Below are 22,721 nucleotides of genomic sequence, written 5' to 3'. Positions count from 1 at the left end.
TATGTCAGTTATTTACCAATTAAACGATAAGACGTTGAAAGATTTAATAAATAGATTAAGTACAAAGTAATACTGAACTTAAATTCATCTATCAGTTTTAATAGCTGTATACAAAAACCTTAGTTTACTGTTTAATGCAGAAATTAAGGTTTTTCTAATGAAAAATTAACCTTATTGTATAGAGGTGTATTTAAAAATATGAAAAACTCAGGACTCTAGTGAGCTTAGAGTATATTGAAAATGATTTATCCTAAGATTTTCAACATGATTAAGATGAATTGATGATAGTAAAATTTTACAGCACGAACAAGATGGCTCTTGTGAAGCTCTCGATATACTTCCTAAAATATTGAATAACTTCTAGATTAATATTATTTATAAAAAAAACCTTACCTATTTAGAAGGTAAGGAATGAATTTATTTTATTTGTCTTGTGCCAAATAAAAATTTTCTTTTGCCTGGTTGTAGGCAGCTTCATTTTTCTTAAGTAGTTTTTTGTTTGGTTGAACGGTCTTTGAAAAATTCAGATTAAGCTCTGGTTCTTTCATACGGGCTTCTAACGTTTTTAAAAATCTTGTCATAAAAATCCCTCCGTTTTCCTTTCTTTACTAGTATTGTATCTTTTTTTATAGGAAATAAACAGCAAATGATTTATCCATCAAATTCAAAGTATTTTTTTATTAACAGATCGTGAAACAGGGAAATTAACTTTACCCCATCAAATGGTTTTTTTGCAGGTTTTACACATAAATAAAAAAGTGTGATAGTGATTTATCCCCACCATTGCAATTTGCAGTTATTAAACATTTCAACACCATTATAGAGGGTTCTAGTAACTGAAGGTAGCTGAAGGATTTAAAGTAAGAGATAGAGAATAGGGTGTTTATGTACCTGTAAGGTATGCTAAGTTAACCCCTAGTAGTAATTGGTGCGAAAATATTAGCTTCCATTTGATCAGAAGTCTATTACAAGTAAAAAGGGATAATTATGATAAAATAGTAACATAAATTATGACTAGTTAAATTATATATACGTAGTATTGTGATAAGGAGAAAAGAAATGACAGCTATCGAAATACTATCATGGCCTTTTATACAAGAAAGCATCAATCAAATCAACAACAAAGAGCAGTATTTAAATTATCCAGTTATTTATGTTTTGAATGGCAATAAAGAAGCTTATATTGGTGAAACGGTTTATTTTAAAAATCGTATGAAAGCTCATTTAAAAGCACGTAAAAATATTCAACAAGTAAATTTGATTAAGCACGAACACTTTAATCGATCAGCGACCTTTCATCTAGAGACAAAACTGATTAACTATTTCCTTGGTGATGAAAAATATACGCTTCAAAATAAAAGTAAGATGGCTAACGATTTTACTCATAACTACTACAATAAACCTTATTACGATCAACAACTATTTAAAGAACTTTGGCAAAAACTATATGAACAAAAGCTTGTTGACAATGAGTTACATGTAATTGAAAACAAAGATATATTTAAATTATCTCCTTTCAAAGATTTATCTTTAGAACAACTTGAATTAAAAGATAAAGTACTCGAGTTTTGTGAGAAACGAGTTACTCAAAACACAAGTGAATATGGAAGTCTATTAATCATTGAAGGTGAAGCGGGTGTTGGAAAAAGCGTTGTGTTAAGTTCTATTTTCAATACGATTCAAGAAAGAGTAGAAGAAGCATCTTCAAATTTATATCGTACAGAAAATTATTTAGCTGTGAACCATGAGGAAATGTTTAAAACATATAAAAATATAGCAAAACAAGTGAAACATTTAAAAGGGAAAAACTTTGCAAAACCTACGTCTCTGATTAATATGTTGCAAAAAGAGGGAAAAAAGGCTGATATCATTTTCGTAGATGAAGCACATTTATTGCTAACAAAGCCAGATACTTATAATGGATTCCACGGCAATAATCATTTAGAGGAGTTTTTGAAGCTAGCAAAGGTAGTTGTCATTATTTATGATCAAGATCAAGTATTAAAACTGAAGAGTCTATGGGGAGCAGCAACACTAGAAGGGCTTAAGAAATTAAGTACTTTTCACGAAGAATACCAGTTAACAAATCAATTTCGCATGCAAGCAAATGATGACGTAATCAATTGGATAAACGAATTCAAGCGTAAAAAATTATTGCCGCTTCCTAAAGATAAAAACTATGAATTTAAAGTATTTGAATCTTTGAAGGACATGCATGATGAAATTAAATCCCAAAATACTCAGCACGGTTTAAGTCGTGTTGTATCAACGTTTGATTACATACATAAAAAAGATGGTGGGACCTACTACGTGAAAGAATCCAATGGTGAATACCAACTGCCATGGAATACAACAAGTACGAAATATACATGGGCAGAAAAAGCAGAAACCGTTCACGAGGCTGGATCAATTTATACAATACAGGGTTTTGATTTAAATTATGTTGGTGTCGTGCTTGGGCCATCTGTTCAATATGACGCTGTTAAAGATGAAATCAGCATTGATACGAGTAAGTATATGGATAAAGGTGCATATACAGGTATGGACGGAATTGAAAATGTAAATGAAGCAAAGGAAAAAATCGTCCTAAATTCAATCAATATCTTGATGAAGCGTGGAATTAGGGGTCTGTACATTTATTCAAGTGATGAAGCGTTGCGCAATAAACTTTTAGAATATCAAAAAGCAGGTAAATAGTATGGGTGAGTTAGAACAACTACGTAAAAGTATTTTGCAATTCCGAGACCAACGTAACTGGCAGCAATTCCATAATCCTAAGGATCTAGCACTCTCCTTATCATTAGAAGCAAGTGAATTATTAGAGCTATTTCAATGGAAAACGAGTGAGGAAGCAGTTGAAAAGAATTTAGATAAGATGAAGGAGGAGCTAGCGGATGTTTTGATTTATACGATATTGTTTGCGAATGAAACGGATTTGGACTTAGTAAAAATAATAAATAATAAACTTCAAAAAAATAATGAAAAATATCCAATTGAAAAGTTTGCTGGGAAAAATACTAAATACAATGAGATATAAATTTATAAAACATTTAAAAGGCAATTTAAAAACCTTAGATTTCGTTTGAATACGAGAAACTAAGGTTTTTCTTATGGAAATTTATCTGATATAAGGAAGCAATAGTACATATAATCCCTTTTTTTGTTCCTCTGATAAATTTTTAATGATATTAAGTAATTCATCATCTATATTTTCACTTTGTAGAAATTTATCTTGTGGAATCTTAATAGTTGTATCAACTTTGTTTTCCAGTAATAAAAAGAATGAGCTAAGCGTTAGTCCGAATTGCTCGCAAATTTCACCTAACAGTGTATAACTCGCTTCCTGAATGCCGCTTTCTATCCGTGAAATAGATGCTTGAGAAATATCTAATTTTTGAGCAAGATCACTCATACTTAAATTATTTTCTTTGCGTAATGAACGTATTAACTGTCCTATTTGCAAGTTATTCATATATGTTATTTCAACTCCACTTTTATCGTTTAATTAATCGTACAGTTATTGTATTTTACAATCAATAGAAAATAAATTATACTTAAAACGTAAATATACATAATAAGTAATGAATGGGGTTGAACGTTATCGGAAACTTTGAATCGGCACTTATTTTATTAATAGATGAAAGGATTGATGTGCTTTATCATAATAAAGGTTTTAGGAATCACCAAAATGAAATGGTTAAAGATATTAAACAGAAATTATCCAAAACTCTTTCAGGTATAAGTGAAATAGAAGTTAAAGAGATTTCTGAGTCGATACAGATATCAATTCTTAATTATCAGCACTTATTATTTCAAGATATATACAAGCAAGGCTTTTTAGATGGGATTGTACTCAGAGAAAAAATATCAGGGGGATCGATAAACGATGAAAGCACTTTTTAAAGGTCAACTCACGATGGATGTATACAAAATTGTAGAGAGTTTAGGGGATGAAGCGGCTACACGAAATTTAGCACATGAAGATATTACATCTGAATTGTTTAAAGAACTAGGTACGTTAGTAGAAGCAAAAGGCTATCGTGTTCCTTACGTGGGGATAAATTTAGAATATGAGGGTGTACCTACTACACAATATGAATCACTAGTAAATAAAGCTATTAAAGAAGCTAAGAATAGTGAATTATATATTCGTGGAAAAGGGACTATAACAAATATATCTTTTTAAATAGCATTTAATTGTGCAGTTTTTTGGTAAGTAAAATCTTCTAAAAAACTGCTTTTTTTATAACTTGTAAATTCAATTTGGAAATCCTTGTATACAAGAGGTGACGTAATTGAATAATCACAACATAGAAATTGAGAAATTTAAATCATTATTTTTAGAAGATAAAATCTATAATGCGCTAACAAAGTATGGTTATAAGGAAGAGGTGCTTTTTCCTGAGTTTATTAAAACTTTAAATGCTAAAAGGCTTTATACTTCTTTAGAAGTCTCTACAATGCTTAACATGAATGTTAGTAGTTTACGCTATTATGTTACAAACCTTTGTAAATTTGAATATCTTGAGAATGTAAGAGAGGGGAGAAATTATAAGTTTCATTATATAAGTATTTATAAATTGTATTTAGTGCAGCAGTTTTTAAAGAGGCAAGGTAAAAATTTGAATAATGTTAAGCTATTGTTACATGAAAGCGTTGATAGTTATCAAAAAGAAATTAAATTAATAAAGAATGCGATAAAAAGACTGGATCAAAATATTGGCTTCCTTTTTAAGTTTGAAAAAGGGAATATGCAAACCAATGAAGAAGTCCAAGTATTAAATAAAAAAATGAGGATAATTGAAAAAGTAATATTGTCTTGGAATGGAAATCAGGAAGAAATTTTTAGAATAGAGCAGTCCTTATATATATTGCATAAAAAGGCTTTTGGGATAAATGACGAGATAAATATATGTATGAGAAAGTTACTTTATCTTGAAAGTGATTTTAATATTTTGTTATTGAAAATTGACTATAGCTCGAAAATTCATGAGCATAAAGATTTTATAAAGCAAACAAAGAATGGCTTATTTAAAAGGTTATTAAATATCAGTCCATTGGATGTAAGAGATAGTGAATGTACATCAAATTTAAGTAAACAGATTCAAGATTTGAAAAACGAAATTATTGTGGAACAAGAACATAAAAGTAATTTAGAAAAAGAACTCTTTCTAGTATATAAAGAAATAGAGAGAGAAACTACTAAGAAAATGGAATTTATTGAAAGAAATAGTCAGGTTATAAATACTCTTATATCGAGTTTAAATTCTACTTAGATTAAATATGGGATCAGAATTAGTAGAGAGTGACATTTTGATGGGGTTTAAAGAGTTACCTTATTAATGACTAAATAATACAAAACATAAAGAGATGGAATAATCTCCTTTCTTTGTGTTTTGTATTATTCTGTTTTGATAATATGGAAAGTGAGTTTTTAGTTTTGACTATAGTATTTCATTAAAAAATCTGTTTCTATTTGCATTTCTTTATTTAAAGTTCTTTCTACTTCCATTAACCAACCTTTATATCGGCGCGAAAAATCAACCTTGCGAAAAGTAAAGGGATAAAAGTCTTCTAACATTTCATTTTTAATAATATCTAACACAAACTCAATCTCTAAATCCCCAGGTAAATCTAAGACAAATACTTTATAATGTGTTCCTCTTTCAGCATTGAAGCCTTCTCTAATAGAGTCTTTACGTAACCCTCTTCCTTCAATTTTACGTCTCCATGCTCCAATTGCTTCTTTTAATCGATATGTTTCAATTTTTAATAAGCGTTCCAATGAATTAATTTTTTTTTCTATTTCTACAATTTGTTCATTTTCTTCATGTTGATTTCGTATTTTAACCCACATCCTTTGATATTTTAAAACATTATATCTGCAAAAAATGATATTACTAGAGTAATTACAAATTTTATTCAGCTAAATAAATTCGTGTAACATCCTCACGGTTGTGACCAATTAATTTAGAGACTGCTAATCGTGCATCTCCTTCTGTATAACCTTTTTCAATAAATAATTCATATTGTTCTTTTGCATATGCATGTCTAAAACTATGCATTGTAATTTCAACACCCTTTGGCCGAGTGTTGAGTGGGTCTAATACTTTTTGGCGATTATTCCTAATAAAATCTTGCACACGTTGAATTACTTGATGCGCTTTCTGATCTCGCAAAACAAAAAGTTTCTCTCCGCGATTGACCTGTTGCATTGCATCTTGTAAAACGCTAAAGGATTGTGTTTGTAAGGGAATTTGTCGTATTAGTCCACCTTTTCCTTTAACAGTTAGAAAGCCTTCACGTAATGCTTTTTCAGCATCCACGCGGCTTAATCTAACCGCTTCATGTACACGTAAGCCCTGTTCACGACACAGCATAATAATAAGTGCGAGGGAAGGAGAATTAGATTGTTGTGCCAATGTTACTAAGGCTTGATATTCCAGTTCGGTAGGACGACGATCAACTCCACCAAAGCGCCTTCTTTCTAAATGGAATTCATTATAATTTTCGCTTAAAATTTGATTGCTGCTCAGCTGATAACGAGGATTAGGGATTTGATCATGAAAATATCTGATAGCAGCTAAATCATTTTTAATTGTAGAAGCGGATTTGCCCTCGCTTTGTCGTTCACTTACATAATCTACGAGATGCTTATTCTGAATGTTAGCAAGTACTTTTAAATTATAGTTGTCCGCTACGAAGCGGCAAAATAAGTCCATATGATTGTAGTATTGAGGTAGAGTTTTATTCACACTAACTCCTTTTGCATGTCTAGCAATTTTATTTAATTGCAACATCAAGTTTAAATAGGCTCCTTTATTGCTCACATCTTCATTAGTAGATATGGCCACACGAATTTCTCTTTCTGTTTTAATCCATCCTCGATTTCCGATAACAAGCATTCCTTTCTTCATAGCTGTATAAAAAAGGGCAGACCCCACCCATATATGAAATTAGCTTATCTTTATGAAATTTATATAGTGGGATATAGAAAAAGCCCGCAATAGCAAACGTCCTTTTCTCATAATACATACTGTCTATATGGTCTTATAAAATTTCATAACGATAATAAAAGTGTTAAGTAATACATTTGCACAACTTTAAGCAATGATGCTTAACGCTAATTTAGCGGGTGCAGCTCACTTATGCTTACTCTAAAGTAAGATTCATTTTAAAAATGAGAAGTGAGGTCAATGTCCGCAGACAAAAAATCCAATGACTAAAGTTAACATATAACCTACTTTTAAAAGTAGTCGCTAATGCACTTGGCGATATTTCCGTCACTCTTGCCCATAGAGTGTTAGCCTCTTATATTTTTAGGTGTATTATCACCATTTAATTTTTATCCCCAAGCTAATCTTGAGATAAGATCTTAGAACAACTGGTATCAAGCAACAGCTATTTGAACCAGACCAAAACAGAGTTAGGCAACAGCACGATCTGATATTGGATTTTTTCTTTATATAAAACGCTGTGTTGATTCTGTTAGAGTAAAAAATCAGCGTATCTTTTTTGCTCTATATTACAAAGATTGGTAGGGTAAAATGCCAACTAGAAAAGATAAGTGGATTGTTCGATATATAGAAAATCGGCTCAAAAGTGAGCATGGGATATTCTTAAGGGGTGTTCAATAAAAATTGAGTTTTTGTTAGTTATTAAAATAAAAGATAAAAAGTAATTGTATTTTCAGTCTAAGAGACTGTACAAATTGTTTTTTTTAAAAATATAAAGTAAATAATATGAAGTATTTCTATTTATAATAGCAGTTGATTTATCGTATTCGAATAGACAGTAAAAACATTCAATAAAATAATTGCATTGTTTATAAAAAATATCTAAATATTTAAAAAACTTTAACGAGAACAAATCGAATATTACCATAATGCCATTTATTATTATTTAGCTAAAATTCCTTAAGCTTCGTTATAATGATTTACTTATTGACAAGTTTTATAGGGTAAATTAATAATGGTAGTTTAGTTGACATGTGTATAATGAAAAGATATGTATTTAGTAATTAAGATTAATTTGGTTATGAGGTTTCTCTACATGTTAGTAATTTCACTTAATTAATTAAAAATAGAGAATTATGGGGTATATGAATACCTTAAAAGTTAATAATTTTAAGATAGTAATTGTGAATATAATTTAGGATATTTTATTCAAAGATATTAAATCATTAGTAGAATTCTTTTCACATTCAATCACTGGATTAATCTCTCCAGTATGTTAAAATTGTAAAAGATCTTCTGGAGACGTATCTCCAGAATAAAGGAGCGAGAAAATTGGGATTTGGACAACATCAAAGTTTTTATCTAAGAATTTATTGGTTGAGGAAAGCAATTCAGCAAATTGAAATAAATAATAGATTTTTTTATCAAAAAAATGCATCCGAGTTGATTGGTTTAGGAACAAATATGGTTAACTCATTAAAACATTGGATTGTTGCTGCAGATATATGTGAGGTAGATAAAAGAGGAAGTGATAATAAAGTAATACATAGGAAATCTCCTTTTGGTGAAATTTTTGATAGCTACGATCCATATATAGAATTAAATGATACAGCGAGTATTATTCATTATCATTTGGTTGATGATATTGAGCCTTGTACAACATGGTATTGGTTTTTTAACGAATATGATAAAACCTCCTTTGAAAAAGAAGAAGTTTTAGGTGACTATTTAACATGGCTTAATAAAAATTATGAATCAAAAAATTCTACTAATACATTAGAAAGAGATTTAGAATGTCTTTTTAAACAATATTATTCAAAAAGTACAATAACTGATCCTGAAGAAGTTATTCAAAGCCCACTTACTTCATTAAAGCTAATTGACGAAAAAGAGGGGAGAATCTATAAAAAATCTCCTAAGTATGAGGAAATAGGTCTTTCAGCATTAATGTATGTTTTATTAAAATACAATCAATATGAAATATCTATTGATGAAATAGAAAATGCAAAAAACCTATGGGGGAAAGTGTTTAATATGCAAAGAAGCGAAATAGTAAAAGCAATAGAACAACTTGCTTCTAAGTCACGTTACCCTCTTATTTTTGATAGAACAAATAGATTGGATTTAATTAGGTTAGAACAAGAAGACCCGATTGAGTTCTTAAAAGAAGAGTACATTAGAAAAGAAAGGGCATTAAAATGACTTTAAATACAATTAGTTTTAAACCAAGTGTAAATATTAAGCTTGATTTGGGTAGTGAGTGGATACAGGAAAGATACATTCCAACTCCAACACATTTTGAAAGTTTATCCGGATTATTAGAAGGTTTTTTAGGGATAGGAAATAAAGCGCATATACTAGTTGGGTCTTATGGTTCCGGAAAATCTATGATTGGAACACTCATGGCAAACTTTGTTTCAAAAAATGTAGAAAATGAAGAACTAGAAAAATTAGTACAAAAATTCGATAAAGTTAATGTTGAAGAAAATAGTGTAATTGAATTACTTAAAAAGGTTAATGAACATGATAAAAAATTCATACCTGTTGTTATTAATGGGAAGCAAGGCAAATTTAGAGAAGCAGTTCTATCCTCAATTTACAAATCTTTAAAACAGTTGGATTTCGATTTTTCTCTTCCATCAATTGCAGAAGAAATAAAGTATAAAATAGAGCTTTGGAAAGATGAATATTACGAAACTTACAATAAATTATGTCAAATTCTAAAAGAAAAGACTTGGGATATTAATGGATTTCTAGATGATATAGATAATTATGAATATGAAGCTATTGAAACTTTTAAGGGAATTTATCCACTTCTTACAGCGGGCGCAGAATTTTCAGTATCCTATGGTAATGTTGATATTACTGAGCAATTATCATACATTTTAGAAGAAATTAATAAAAGAAATTATAGTATATTCTTGGTTTATGATGAATTTGGAAGACTTTTACAAGGTATGGAAATGTCTGAAATTGTTGAGACGATGCAAGATTTACAGGATATCGCAGAACTTGCTGAACGATCTAATTTAAATGTTTTATTAATTACACATAAAAACTTAAAGCAATATTTTTTAAACTATAACGATGAATTACAAAGTGAATTTCAGCGAATACAAGGACGCTTTAGAATTTATCATACATTTAGTGACCCGGCGACATTTATCAGGATTTCGAGTCAAGTTACAAAAAAATACCGAATAGATTGGGATAATCAATATAAATTTGATAGTGAAATCGTAAAATATGATCTTTTCCCAGAATTAAATGGTAGAGAAATGAAATCCATCGTAGTAGATAATTCATACCCCCTACATCCTGTAACAATGTTTACATTACCTAGATTAGCCAATATAGTTGCCCAAAATGAACGAACTTTGTTTACTTTCTTAGAAAGTAATGAAAATGGTGGCTTAAAGAAACATTTTGAGGTAAATGGTACATGGTATTATGCTTATAATTTATTCGACTACTTCGAACCGTCATTTCAAGAATTTAACACAGATTCTTCAACTGGAAGTACTTATTTTAAATATTTAAGAGTTCAAAAAAAGGTGGGAAATTCTTCAACTGCTAATGATGAATTTAAGTTATTAAAATTACTAACTCTTTGGGATATTGCAAACCTGAATAATATACAAAAGCTTAATAAGGAATTTATGTGTTTTGCGTTAAATTGGGAGTTAAACAATTTAAATAAAATTATCAAAGTATTAGAAGGTAAAAAACTAATTCGATACAGCTTGTTTAATGACAATTGGGAAATATTCGAGGGAAGTAGTATTGATGTAAATAAAAAAATTGAAGAAGTAATACAACAGGGAATAGCAAAGCAAGAGAAGTTAGAGTTGCTAACATGTAATTTAGAAAGTAGATTTGCATATCCAAAAAGATATAACGATGATAAAAACATGATAAGATACGCAACTATTTATCCTGTTTATGCAAGCGATTTATTATCTAGTAGAAATAAAGACTCACTTGGTGATATTGATTCTGATATGTCTATCTTTTACGTTATACCGGATTTAGAAATTGAAAAAATTAAAGAGAAGATATCAGAGTTAAGTCAGGTGGATAATAAGAACATATATGTATTACCTCATAAGAAGTTAAATAATATAGATGAATATTTAATGAAATTGGCATCAATCAATAAATTATTAGACGATAAATACTTATTAAATGAGGATGCTATTATTGAAGAAGAGTTATTAAAAATTAAGGAAAATACTCTCTTTGCAATTAAAGAAATAATAAAACCAATTACACAATTCCAAAAGTCTTATTGGTATAGCGATGGTGAAGATTTAAAAATAAAGAGTAATTTATCTTTAAGCGAAAAATTATCAATAATTATGGAAAATGTATTTGATAAAACGCCAGTAATTAATAATGAATCATTTAACAGAAGAAACATTTCGAAACAACAATTAAAAGCAGCCAAAGAAGTAGTTGATGCAATAATAAATAATACTGTTGACGAATTAAAAGGTCCTTCTAAATTAATTTATGCTTCTGTTGTTAAAAATAATAAGGTTAATGAATTAAACGAAAATATTCAAATAACAATGTTAAGAGAGGAATTGATGAAACAAACTAAATTAGGTAAAGGAGATTTTACAACATTACTAGATATCTTCAAAAATCCACCTTTTGGAATCAGAGAACCGAATATTCCAATTTTACTTACTAGTATATTAAAAAAAGAATGGAAATATCTTATGTTTTACCATAAGGATGGCTCTTTTATTAATGATATAGATGGAGATATCTTATATGAAAGAATGTTAGACAAGCCTTATAATTATTCGTTTTCTTATCAGTCTCTTGGTAATAAATATAAAACCACTATTTCATTAATAGATGAATGCTTTAGTTCATATTTAGATGAAAAAGATAAATCATATCATCCGGCCGTTCGTGTAAATAGAATGTTATCAAAATGGTTTAGAAATTTACCTAAAATTACTCAGAAAACTAATAAGCTATCCGATAAATCATTGGCATTTAAACAGTTAATTAAGAAAGGTCAGTTTGAGCCAGATGTCGCTTTAAGGAAGTTTTATGAATTAGAACTAGATTTAGATACTGTTGAATTAATAAAAAAGGAAAATGAGCAATACTGTATCAATCACCAAAATTTAATAGAAGCAACAATTTATAAATTAACAAGTGTTTATTCCTTTAACGAGTTATTAGAATTTGTTCAGAACAAAAATGAAGTAGTAAAAGTAGATAATAAGCTATACAAAGTACTGCTAGTATCTAGTGAAGAAAATTGGATTGACAATTTGGCATTAGAATTAGTAGGTGTTAAAAGAGAAGATTGGTCTGACGCAACTGATGAAGTGTTTTTCAAAACCATTAACAGCCTAGTAGAAAGTGATAATTTAAAGGAATTAAAGGAAGAGTATTATGAAGTTAAGATTGAAAACAATAGTTTAGCAATACCTAAAGTTGATCTTTCACCTAAAGGAGAGACAATATACACGAATATTAAAGATGATTTAGAGTTAATGGCTAGAAAATTACCAAAGGATGAAATTAAAGCTTTATTATTTAAATTATTAGTAGATTACTACGAAGAAAATATGTAAGAAGGAGTGATTGGATGTACGGGAGAGAACCTATATATATAGCAATGTTCAGTGGTGGAGCAGCAAGTGCATACGTTGCATATTTAATGACATTAAAACATGGTAAAGAAAAATCGCAATTATTCTTTACTAATACATTATGGGAACATAAAGATAATCGAAGATTTATGTTAGAAGTGGCAGAGGAAATAGGGATTGAAATTACAGAAAAAAAAGATGGTAGAACACCTGAAGAAGTTTTTGAAGAAACTCGATTTTTAGGAAATTCAAGATTAGCTAAATGCTCTTCTGAATTAAAAGTTCGTCAAACAATGATATATCTCGAAGAACTACGCGATCAAGGGTATGAACCGGTACTATATTTTGGAATTGGTAAGCATGAAAAGCGAAGAAGAGAAAATTTAGAGGAACTTTATAGTCATTTTCTGATCCCACGAGATGGAGAAGAGCAACCCGTAAAAACTGTATTCCCATTATATGAAAGTAACATTTCAGATGATGAAATTAAAAAAATAATTACAGAGGAATGGGGAATCGAACTACCACAAATGTACAACTTAGGATTTTCTCATGCTAACTGTGGAGGTAGATGTGTTAGAGGTGGATTTAATCATTATAAGCATTTATATGAAACATGGCCAGAAGTCTATATTAAACAAGAAGAGATGGAAAATAAATTGAGAGATCAATTAGGAAATGTAACAATTCTAAAGAGAAACGGTAAACCGTATACATTAGAAGAGTATAGAAAAGAGCTAGATAAGGATTCTGAATTAGCAAAGAAACTTGTTGAAGAGAATGATGTACCATGTGTTTGTCATTATGCTTAATAAATGGGTTAGGTCAAAAATGACCTAACCCATTTTTGCATTTTACGGTAACTCACTGTGTTGTGTTAAGAACTATCGATATGTTCATTACGTAGAATATTATAGAAAGAGTTAATAAGTGGTTGAGATAATGGATTCAGGGTTCTTCATTGTGTTGGTGTATGCTGCTAGTAAACTAGATTAGTATACATGATTAATTAATGAATTTAATTGTATTTTCCAATAATACGGATAATACTGTTTTTATTTACATAATTTTTTCGATATATATCTGGTATAATTTTGGTAAAGAAGTAATGGTAATGGGTTGTCTAAAAGGAGGTAAAAGTTAGTGGTCGCTAAAAATTCTGAATGGATTAGTTTTCTAAGGCAATATGGACCTATTCCAAGAAATGATAATATGTATGACGAAACAATACAAAGAATTATTAAAAAGAAAAAAGTAACTCCTATAAAAATTGATATGGTCTATTTAGATGAACTTGTTGAGAACTTTAAATTGCCTGTTCCAGTATCTGTTATATTGACAGGAACAGCTGGAGATGGGAAAACATACTATTGCCGTGAGGTTTGGAAACAACTTGGTGGATCCGAAGCACTTTGGAATGAAAACCACAAAATTAATGAGCTAATTGTTAATGGGAATAAAGTAATTTTTATTAAAGACCTTAGCGAACTTTCGGATGATGAAAAGGGAACGTTAACTTTAATGGCCGATGCTGTGATGAGTGAAAATATAAATGTTGTGTATATGGTAGCTGCTAATGATGGTCAATTGCTAGATTCATGGAAGAAGATAGATCAAACTTATAATGTTATTAATACAAGACAGATAATTGAAGAACTTTTAATTGAAGGTAAACAACGCAAAAATGATTTCCGTATAAAATTGTATAATCTTAGTCAAACAAATTCAGCAAAAGTCTTCCCTAAACTAGTTAAAGAAATATTAAATAATCCGGGATGGGAAGAATGTACAAATTGTCCGTATAGTTCCGAGGAATCCATGTGTCCGATACTTGAAAATAAAAAAAGGTTAGAGAATGAAGAAGATTTAATTATTGAAAGATTAACTGATTTATTATCCTTATGCGAGATAAATGAACTTCATATTCCATTAAGGCAATTATTATTGTTGGTTTCTAATATGCTACTAGGCCATCCTGATGTTAAAGATAAATTATTAAATTGTAAAGATATACCTAAGATTATCGATGGTAACTCTTTATATAAAGCAAGCATTTATAGGAATATTTTTGGTGAAAATCTTCTTGAAAGAAAGAGAAATTCAATAGATATTTTTTTAACGTTAAATAGATTTGGAATTGGAACTGAAACTAATGCCTTAATTGATAATATTCTAATCTTTGGTGAAGATGATAACCAATATAGTGAGCTTTATAAAAAGCTTGTTCTTTCAGATAAGTATTATGGTGCAGATGCAACCTTTATTTCAGAAAAAAAAGCATATCTTGAGGGTGATTTGTTAGATAAGTACAGTTTTCTGGATTTATTAAAATCACAAAGACAAAGATTATTCTTTGTTATCCCTAAAGATCAAGAAGATAAGTTGAAGATATGGAATTTAACAACTTTTCATTATGCTGGTGAATTTTTAAATGATGTTTATAAATCGCTGTTAGAGCAAAAAAGAGTCCATTCACAATATACTACACGTATGGTTAAGGGATTGAATAGAATTATTACGGGATTACTAGTAGAAGATAAGGATCGCTTAATATTGTCTACCTCCGGTAATTCCTCACAAGCAAAAGTTAGTAGGGTATTAGAAGAATTTATTTCTGTTAAACAAAATAGGGGAGAGTATGTGAAATTTGAATTAGATAATGATACTCAAAAAATTTATCTAACGGTAGGATTTTCAAATGATATACCTCCAGTAAGACTACATCTTCAATTAATTAGATTTGAGTTTATTTCTAGAGTTGCTGAGGGTACTTTACCGGGTAGTTTTTCTAGAGAATGTTATGAAGATATATTAGCCTTTAAGAGTCGACTGTTAAAAAGATTAGAGGATAGACGAAAAGTGGAAAATGATGATGAAGACACTCTTTTAACATTAAATCTTTTAAAGGTAAATGAAAAAGGGTTAGTAGAAAGTAAACCATTGGAGGTATTTTGATGTTAAAAACTCTTCCACGACCATCTGCTTATTCACAACTAGACTTTTGGGTTGATGAAGCAATCTGGGGCCATAGGTTATATGATGAACAAACCCCGTGGCTTTGCTTTATGGAATTTTTAGGTGTACTAAATTCGGAATATCAGAAAGACTTTGCGTTTAATGAACAGTCATATAATACTCTAAGTTATAATCCATATTCGAGAATTTATTTGAGAAATTTATTATTTAATAACCCCTATCTCGAAGTAGTTTATAAAGATTATGAAGACCACAGAGATGAAAAAAGAGCATGGGAAGAATGGACCAAATTAGCGCAGCAAAGTTTTGCAGGTTTAAATAATGAATATCCTAATTTAATATACCTCCAATCAAATTTTGAAAAATTTGAATATTTTTACGAGGCTATTAAGTTTCTTCAGAATAACACAATTGAAGGGGAAAATAATAAAAGATGGAGTTCTCAATTTATTTTCCCCTATGGTAAGGAATGTCTATACGAAGATCTAAGAATTACGGGAGATAAAGTACAAAATGACAGAAGATTCTTTGCTAGAACTGGTGAACTACTATATTTAATGTTGTCACGTTCAAAAAAAGGAGATATTATTTTGCCTTTTTTTGAATCCAATATATTAAAGTCAAATTCAATTTATAGTAGATTAGCAAGAATTTTACAACCAAATGAGGGTGAAGAGGCTACTTTAGCAGATATGAAAGGAACATATCTACCTTATGAATATTTACCGGAATATTCTAACCTTGCTGAAGATTGGATTAAGATAATAAATTGTAATATCCCTGCTTATGACACTATTCCACATTTAGTCAATATTACTGGTTTGCATATGATTATTTATTTTTTAAATAGATCAAAAGAAGTGTTGAATGAATCAACTAAAACGCATTTCATATTGGAAATCCTTGCACCTAAAAAAACAATAATTAGGGAGTTAGCCTCGGACTCTTATTTAGAGAATAATAATCTTTCTAGATTAGCAATAGAACGTTATATAAGAGGGATAAAAGAAACGGATGAATGGGTAAACATATCTACCTTTGCTGATCCATTATTCGAAGCACAAAAATTATTAAATGAGAAGTTTTTATGGCCTTCTATCAAAGAAGACTTATCATCATTTGATAGTCCTGAAGAATTAATTGATGAATTGGTTAATAAAGCAATTTTACGACACAAACAACATGTGAATAATTTCCATAGAACATGGGGAAAAGAAATAGGATTAATATCAAGCAGAAATAGTCAAAGGATACGATATGCACCAACTGATAGTCTTTTAAAAACATTAGTATTAACAAATGTGCCTGAAAGATTAGAATTCCAAGAATTCCTTAATATTTTGAATATAAAATATGGTTTTATTATTGGGGACAAAGAAGCTGTCGAAGTTACTAGTTCTGGTCAGGCTGATTTAGAAGCATTTTCAGATAATGCTATTAGATTGGAACAAAGATTATCAAGCATGGGACTATTACGAAGATTATCAGATGCAGTTGCTTATGTTGAAAATCCTTTCGCAAAGGACGGTATATAGTGGATCAGTTGAAGTTAATTGGAAAAGTTGCAATAGAATTTTTAAAACAGAATATTGGATCAGATGATAGTGAGGATGGTATTGCAAGATTCTTACTCGATAGGTTATCAAGTCAACAAGTATCTATTATATGTAAAGAAATCCTAGAAGACGATTATTTAAGTAGAATTGTTGATATAAAAATTCCTGCAGAATTAGCGGTAGATTTACCAGAATCTATAATTACAAATGAGAGAACAACAGCTTTAAGACACGCATATACAGACAAACAAGTTCTACTCTTGGCAAATAATAATGACGATCAGGGTCCTTCATTAAGAAACTTATTCAAAATAGGCGCAAATGATCTTAAAGCTAATACTCGATTATGGGTAAAAATAGCATCAACCGATTTACCTCAAATAAATGGTAGTGAGAGGTTAATGAAAATATGGGAAAGGGCACTTTTAGGTTTACTAGATGTAAATGATTGGAGTTTAGAGAATTTTAGTAGCTATATTTCACTTACTCGACAAAAATTACATGAGGATGGTGCTACTTTAATTAGCGCACTAGGGTGGGCCTTACCAGCATTAAGGATACCTAGAGATTCTGGTTATTTTTATGTGATTCCTGAAAGTAGACAGACATATAAGAATAATTGGGGTAAATCTTTTAAAGAATTGAAAGATAAAAGAAGTTATTATTTGTTTAAATTAACTCCCAATAAAGATGTAATTGAAAATGAGCAATTAAAAAATTCTTTTGAAGAAGTAAAGGAATATATTCCTGAAAGTATTCACCCTGTTATTTATCAATTTATTGATTCAAATTCAGGATGGTCGAATAATTCAGAAATTATTGCTAACTATGAGTGGGAAAGTGATAATATTGGTTCATTATTTACGGGTATAAAAGTTACAAAAAAAAGTAGTCTTGCAGAAGAAACTCGTGAATTTCTAGAGGACGAATTTTCGGAGTTAATAACCGATGAAGATTATGCTTATCTTGAAATATTGGAAAAAAGAAAAGCCAAAGAACCAAATGATGAGGATATTTCATTTTATGATAATCATAGACGTGAAATTGAAACTGATAACAAATTAAAGGCAAAATGGGATAAGTTTATATATGGTAAACCTATTGAATGTACAGATTTTTTAGTGGGACTAATTAGAGCTATTGAACGGTTGTTTGCTCAATCAGAAACTTCAAGCGGAAAGAAATTAATTAAAGTGAAGACTCAAAAAGGAGATCGAAAAAGTGCATGGCTAGATCTACATACAGATTTAGGATTATACTTTAGCACAAGATATAAAGGGTTGGATCAAATAACAAGTCCATTCATAGAATGGGATACTTTCTGGTTATTTAAGTATGATGAATTTATTGAGAATGAGCAAAAAAAGGCTAAAAGCAATTTTAAAAAGAATCATTCAAATTCCAAAGGTTCAAGACAAATAAAATTTTATATTGAACTACATTATGAAGACGCTCACGGTATTGAACAATTTAATAAAGTTCAATTAATATGGGAAGGCAATCCTAATTCAATAGGTTTAGAGCTTTTAAAGGATTTAAAGAGATTAAATGATCATCCATTCCAAGCAACAAGTGTTTCCAAAAATCCGATTAGTAAAAAAGGAAAGCTTCAAGGAATTTCATTAAGTGACATTTATACTTTACAGCCCGTTTATAGGCAGAATAGAGGCTCTTTAGTAGGAGTTTATGAAGCTAAAAAGGATATCAAAAAACTTTTTTTAAAAGAATTAGAACAAGCAAAAGCTGAAGGAAGAATTGACGAAACCGGTCATAAGGAAATTTTAGAGTCATGGAATTCTTTTTCGAAAGAATACACAAATGCGCTTGAGCAATGGCTTAGCGTAGGGTTAATTACAGAATCTCATATTTTACAGTCGAATTTATACGGAAACCTAATTTCTTCTTTAGCAAAGTATGCTAAAGGAGATGTTAATAGATTAAAACTATGGTATCCAATTATGAAGTTGGGAGTAGCTGAAGTTAAGGATACTAAACCATTAGCTATTATACCTCCGTGGCATCCCATGAGGATTGCGGGTCTATCTGCTAAGATGCTTCAATTAAAAGAAGTGGTTAGATATTTGTTAAATACAGGTAACTTTGAATTTGGGGATACTAAACTTTTCTTTGATGAATTAGTTCAGGATATTGAGCATCCGTATTATCCAGAAATATGTTTAGGATTCCGTGGACAAGAAGTTCCTGAGATTCTTGCTATAACTGATTCATTAAATGATTATAGTTTGATGGAAATACCTATTATAAAAACAAGTTTTCAAGAAACGAATGAAGATCCTAAAGAAGCTAGTAGTAAATTGACAAATTTAATTGAACGCTATTTAGAGCTTCAACCACATGAAGGGGCTAATTTAGGAGTAGTGTTATATAACTCAGATTCAACAAGATTACCATTAGCAATTGTTGATTCAATTGCTAAACTAAATGAGAAAAATAATAATATTAAGTGTCAAGTAGTATTAAGGCATAGGGATACAAATAAGCTTAATCAAATTTATTCAAAGATGGTTGAAGGATCTGATTCTGATGCTGATATGTTTGTTCCTAGTGAAGTAACAAATGATTTTATGGCAAAATTGCGAATTGGTGTAATGGCGCATCAATCTTCTGTTTCTGAAAATGAAGAAGGCAAGCCTTATGATATTGTATTCCTACAAGATGTGATATCTCGACATGCTGAGTTTGATTGGATCAAAGTGGATATCGTTAGAAACATACCTGATATTTTAGAATTGTATCCAGCAAGATGGTCACGTCGTAGACCGGCCGCAAAGGATGAATTAAAATCTATAACATATTTGGTATGTCCTAGCCAAACGGCTGAGGGTTGGGAGTATTTAAGGTTTATTAAAAGCATAACTAAAAATGTTGATGAGGAAAGTGATGAATATTACTTACCTTCAAGACAAATTACATTTCAAAAAAGTGACACAAAAAATATTTTTGAAGAATCACATAAACTCGGTGAATGGGTTGCTAATTATGATGAGTTATTAGATAGAAGGCTGCTAAAGAGTCAAGATGTTAATGTTATTAAGTATCAGCACAATAAAACAAATGGGCCTAATTTGGTTGTTTCGACTACAACATCACTCAAATTATTGAGAATTATATTAAAAAGAAAATTCAAGGCTTTAAATTTAGGAATATCCGATGATGAAATTGAAAGATTATCTGACTATTTTATAAATGAAGCAAATGAACTTTCAGGAGATATTGTATTAAGAGCTGCGAAGATTGGCAGAAATGCAAATGAACTTATTGGAGTAGTTTTAAGTAAATTGATTGCTAAAGAAGAAGTACAAGATGATAGTAATATTGGTTGGTATTTCCTAGATGATTATGCAAATTGGTTAGGAAAAAAGGAAGAACAAATAGCCGATATACTTGCAATAAGTCCATTTGAAAAGGACGGAAAATATTATCTGCAAATATTAGTAACCGAAGCCAAATTTGTTGATATAAAAAATCTTTCCAATTCTAAAAAAGTATCGAAAAAACAATTAATAGATACAGTTTCAAGAATAAATAATGCTTTGTTTGGAGTGCCAACTCGTTTAGATAGAGATATTTGGCTTTCAAAAATAAGTGATTTATTAGTTGAAGGAACTGTTTATATGCAAAATTCCTCGATATCTATCGAGAGATGGCGTGAGCTAATTAGAAGTGGAGAAGTAGAGGTAGAACTAAAAGGATATTCCCATGTATTTGTTCCTTCATCTAGTGATGGTTCAGATGGTCTTGAAAGTGTTCAAATAAAGATTAATGAATTAGATAATGGATATCAGGAGGTATTTTCCAGAGAATCTGTGAGGGAGTTATTATTATCTATTTTAAACAGTAAATCTTTATTTACAGTCAGATCAAAATTTGCGAATGAAGTAACATGGAAAAATTTCACTCCTTCATTACCTAGTGAAAATTCTTTAGATACTGATAATAAGATAATAGGAGAAGAGGGGGATTCTGGGGTTACTGGAGCAGGACAAGTATATATCGATTCTGAAAAACAAGATAAAAAGGAAACCATTACTACTATAGATCATGATGGATCAAGTGGAGAAAATGTAACTCCAAATTCTTTTTCAACTTATAAGAATAGCGATTTAAATGATTGGATAACAGGAAATATAAATGAAGAACAATATAGGGATAGCGATAAAGAATGGCTTTCAAAAGTGGTCAATACTTTAAAAGGAGCATTGGCAACTTATGATTTACAAGGTAAAGTTCTTGATTCAAGACTTACACCAAACGCGGCTATTATAAAACTTAAAGGATCAGATAGACTTCGTATAGAAGATATCGAGAAAAAGAAATCTCAATTGCTTACTACTCATGCACTAAATATTATTAATATTTTGCCTCAACCGGGAGAAATCGTTGTATTTATAGAACGACCAGAAAGAGAAACAATCTCATTAGCAAATGTTTGGAATAAACGAAAAATTAAAGATGTAGCAAATGATACAAACTTAAACTTTGTTATTGGTGTTAAAGAGATTGACGGCGAATTGTTATATTTAAACCTCGGAGGACCATTTGAAGGTCTTGAACAACATGCACCACATACATTAATAGCAGGTGAAACGGGCAGTGGTAAGTCGGTATTGATACAAACATTAATACTTGATATTTGCGCTACAAATTCAATTGAAACTGCAAAAATTTATCTAATTGATCCAAAGTATGGTGTTGATTATCAAAATCTTGAAGAGTTGCCTCATTTAGCTGAAGGAATCGTTATAGATCAAGATAGAGCATCTGAAATATTGGAAGAATTAGTAAATGAAATGGAAGCTAGATATTTGAAATTTAGGGAATACAGAGTACCAAATTTAAAAGAATATAATGCTAAAGTAAATGAGTCAGAAAGACTTCCTTTTATTTATTTAATTCATGATGAATTTGCAGATTGGATGCTTATAAATGAATATAAGAATACTGTTTCATCAACAGTCCAAAGATTAGGGGTAAAAGCTAGGGCGGCAGGAATTCACTTAATTTTTGCTGCACAAAGACCAGATAAGGATGCATTACCAGTACAATTAAGAGATAACTTAGGAAATAGGCTTATCTTAAAAGTTGGAAGCACAGGTACATCCGAAATTGCTCTAGGAGAAAAGGGTGCAGAGAATTTATTAGGAAGAGGTCATCTTGCTGCTAGATTATCAGGGGAACCAAACTTAATATTTGCTCAAGTACCATTTATATATAGTGAGGAAATATATCGTTTAAGTAAAATAATTAAGGGATAAAATCACTATATACGTTTGTGGAGAAGGAATAAAGATTTTCTTCTCCGCATTTTAAAAAAAGAGTTTCATACACGTTATTTTTCGATTTATAATTTTCCTGTATTATAAATAAACTTTTCTTCACTAATACTTATCTTTTACTTATTATCATATGTTCACAATAATTAAAAGTAGAGCGTTGTTAGTACAGTAAATCAAAAAAATTTCAAGTTAGGTTGATGTGGTGAATTAAGTGAAAAATATGGCTAAGCGAATGATACAAGATGTCCTAGTGTTCAAGTTTTAATAGAACGCATTGATGTGAAGAATTAGATGCTGTTCAACGTGGTATACTTTCTA

At 30.0% G+C, this 22,721-nt stretch carries 15 protein-coding genes; 11 read left to right on the top strand and 4 right to left on the bottom strand.

All coding sequences use genetic code 11. From position 1 onward, the window contains the following. Positions 1-422: 422 nt before the first annotated feature. Entirely contained in the window at positions 423-581 is a 159-nt protein-coding gene (locus CRI88_RS22450) for a hypothetical protein (RefSeq protein ID WP_180957791.1), read from the bottom strand. 478 nt (positions 582-1,059) lie between these two features. Between CRI88_RS22450 and CRI88_RS09955 the strand changes: the two genes are divergently transcribed. Next, positions 1,060-2,697, top strand: a complete 1,638-nt coding sequence (locus CRI88_RS09955) for a DUF2075 domain-containing protein (protein ID WP_101966570.1) — start codon at positions 1,060-1,062, stop codon at positions 2,695-2,697. 1 nt (position 2,698) lies between these two features. Continuing rightward, complete coding sequence (locus CRI88_RS09950; RefSeq protein ID WP_101966569.1) at positions 2,699-3,037, top strand: nucleotide pyrophosphohydrolase; 339 nt, start codon at positions 2,699-2,701, stop codon at positions 3,035-3,037. An 81-nt stretch (positions 3,038-3,118) separates the two neighbouring features. Here the strand turns inward: CRI88_RS09950 and CRI88_RS09945 are convergent, their stop codons facing one another. Beyond that, positions 3,119-3,472 carry a helix-turn-helix domain-containing protein gene (locus CRI88_RS09945; RefSeq protein WP_101966568.1) on the bottom strand — a complete coding sequence of 118 codons (354 nt, stop codon included), beginning with the start codon at positions 3,470-3,472 and terminating at the stop codon, positions 3,119-3,121. 119 nt (positions 3,473-3,591) lie between these two features. Here CRI88_RS09945 and CRI88_RS09940 point away from each other — a divergent pair, with 119 nt between their 5' ends. The 3 genes from CRI88_RS09940 (at position 3,592) to CRI88_RS09930 (ending at position 5,276) form a co-directional block, all read left to right on the top strand. Continuing rightward, positions 3,592-3,903 (top strand): hypothetical protein, encoded by a 312-nt coding sequence (locus CRI88_RS09940; protein ID WP_145991306.1) that lies wholly within the window; start codon positions 3,592-3,594, stop codon positions 3,901-3,903. 13 nt (positions 3,904-3,916) lie between these two features. Next, positions 3,917-4,186 carry a hypothetical protein gene (locus tag CRI88_RS09935; RefSeq protein ID WP_180957790.1) on the top strand — a complete coding sequence of 90 codons (270 nt, stop codon included), beginning with the start codon at positions 3,917-3,919 and terminating at the stop codon, positions 4,184-4,186. A gap of 109 nt (positions 4,187-4,295) precedes the next feature. Beyond that, positions 4,296-5,276, top strand: a complete 981-nt coding sequence (locus CRI88_RS09930; protein ID WP_101966565.1) for a MerR family transcriptional regulator — start codon at positions 4,296-4,298, stop codon at positions 5,274-5,276. Between the two features lie 158 nt (positions 5,277-5,434). On the opposite strand, the gene CRI88_RS09925 is transcribed toward CRI88_RS09930, so the two are convergent. Together CRI88_RS09925 and CRI88_RS09920 are read right to left on the bottom strand one after the other, a co-directional pair. Next, the gene (locus CRI88_RS09925) at positions 5,435-5,857 is read right to left on the bottom strand and encodes a hypothetical protein (protein WP_101966564.1); all 423 of its coding nucleotides are present in this window, start codon (positions 5,855-5,857) and stop codon (positions 5,435-5,437) included. Positions 5,858-5,918: 61 nt separating this feature from the next. Then, positions 5,919-6,917 carry a tyrosine-type recombinase/integrase gene (locus CRI88_RS09920; protein ID WP_101966563.1) on the bottom strand — a complete coding sequence of 333 codons (999 nt, stop codon included), beginning with the start codon at positions 6,915-6,917 and terminating at the stop codon, positions 5,919-5,921. 1,371 nt (positions 6,918-8,288) lie between these two features. Between CRI88_RS09920 and CRI88_RS09915 the strand changes: the two genes are divergently transcribed. The 6 genes from CRI88_RS09915 (at position 8,289) to CRI88_RS09890 (ending at position 22,382) form a co-directional block, all read left to right on the top strand. Continuing rightward, positions 8,289-9,158 (top strand): DUF4007 family protein, encoded by an 870-nt coding sequence (locus tag CRI88_RS09915; RefSeq protein ID WP_180957789.1) that lies wholly within the window; start codon positions 8,289-8,291, stop codon positions 9,156-9,158. Further along, the gene (locus tag CRI88_RS09910; RefSeq protein ID WP_101966561.1) at positions 9,155-12,556 is read left to right on the top strand and encodes a hypothetical protein; all 3,402 of its coding nucleotides are present in this window, start codon (positions 9,155-9,157) and stop codon (positions 12,554-12,556) included. The genes CRI88_RS09915 and CRI88_RS09910 overlap by 4 nt, the downstream gene beginning before the upstream one ends. 14 nt (positions 12,557-12,570) lie before the next feature. After that, entirely contained in the window at positions 12,571-13,386 is an 816-nt protein-coding gene (locus CRI88_RS09905) for a phosphoadenosine phosphosulfate reductase domain-containing protein (protein ID WP_101966560.1), read from the top strand. 331 nt (positions 13,387-13,717) lie between these two features. After that, a complete protein-coding gene (locus CRI88_RS09900) occupies positions 13,718-15,529 on the top strand; it encodes a hypothetical protein (protein ID WP_101966559.1) in 1,812 nt (603 codons plus the stop codon). Further along, complete coding sequence (locus tag CRI88_RS09895) at positions 15,529-17,085, top strand: methylation-associated defense system protein MAD7 family protein (protein ID WP_101966558.1); 1,557 nt, start codon at positions 15,529-15,531, stop codon at positions 17,083-17,085. The genes CRI88_RS09900 and CRI88_RS09895 overlap by 1 nt, the downstream gene beginning before the upstream one ends. Further along, a complete protein-coding gene (locus tag CRI88_RS09890; RefSeq protein WP_101966557.1) occupies positions 17,085-22,382 on the top strand; it encodes an FtsK/SpoIIIE domain-containing protein in 5,298 nt (1,765 codons plus the stop codon). The genes CRI88_RS09895 and CRI88_RS09890 overlap by 1 nt, the downstream gene beginning before the upstream one ends. Positions 22,383-22,721: the final 339 nt, after the last annotated feature.

It is taken from the genome of Lysinibacillus fusiformis (assembly GCF_002845985.1).
In the GTDB taxonomy this organism is placed as follows: Bacteria; Bacillota; Bacilli; order Bacillales_A; family Planococcaceae; genus Lysinibacillus; species Lysinibacillus fusiformis_D.
This window is presented reverse-complemented; position numbering and strand designations above follow the sequence as displayed.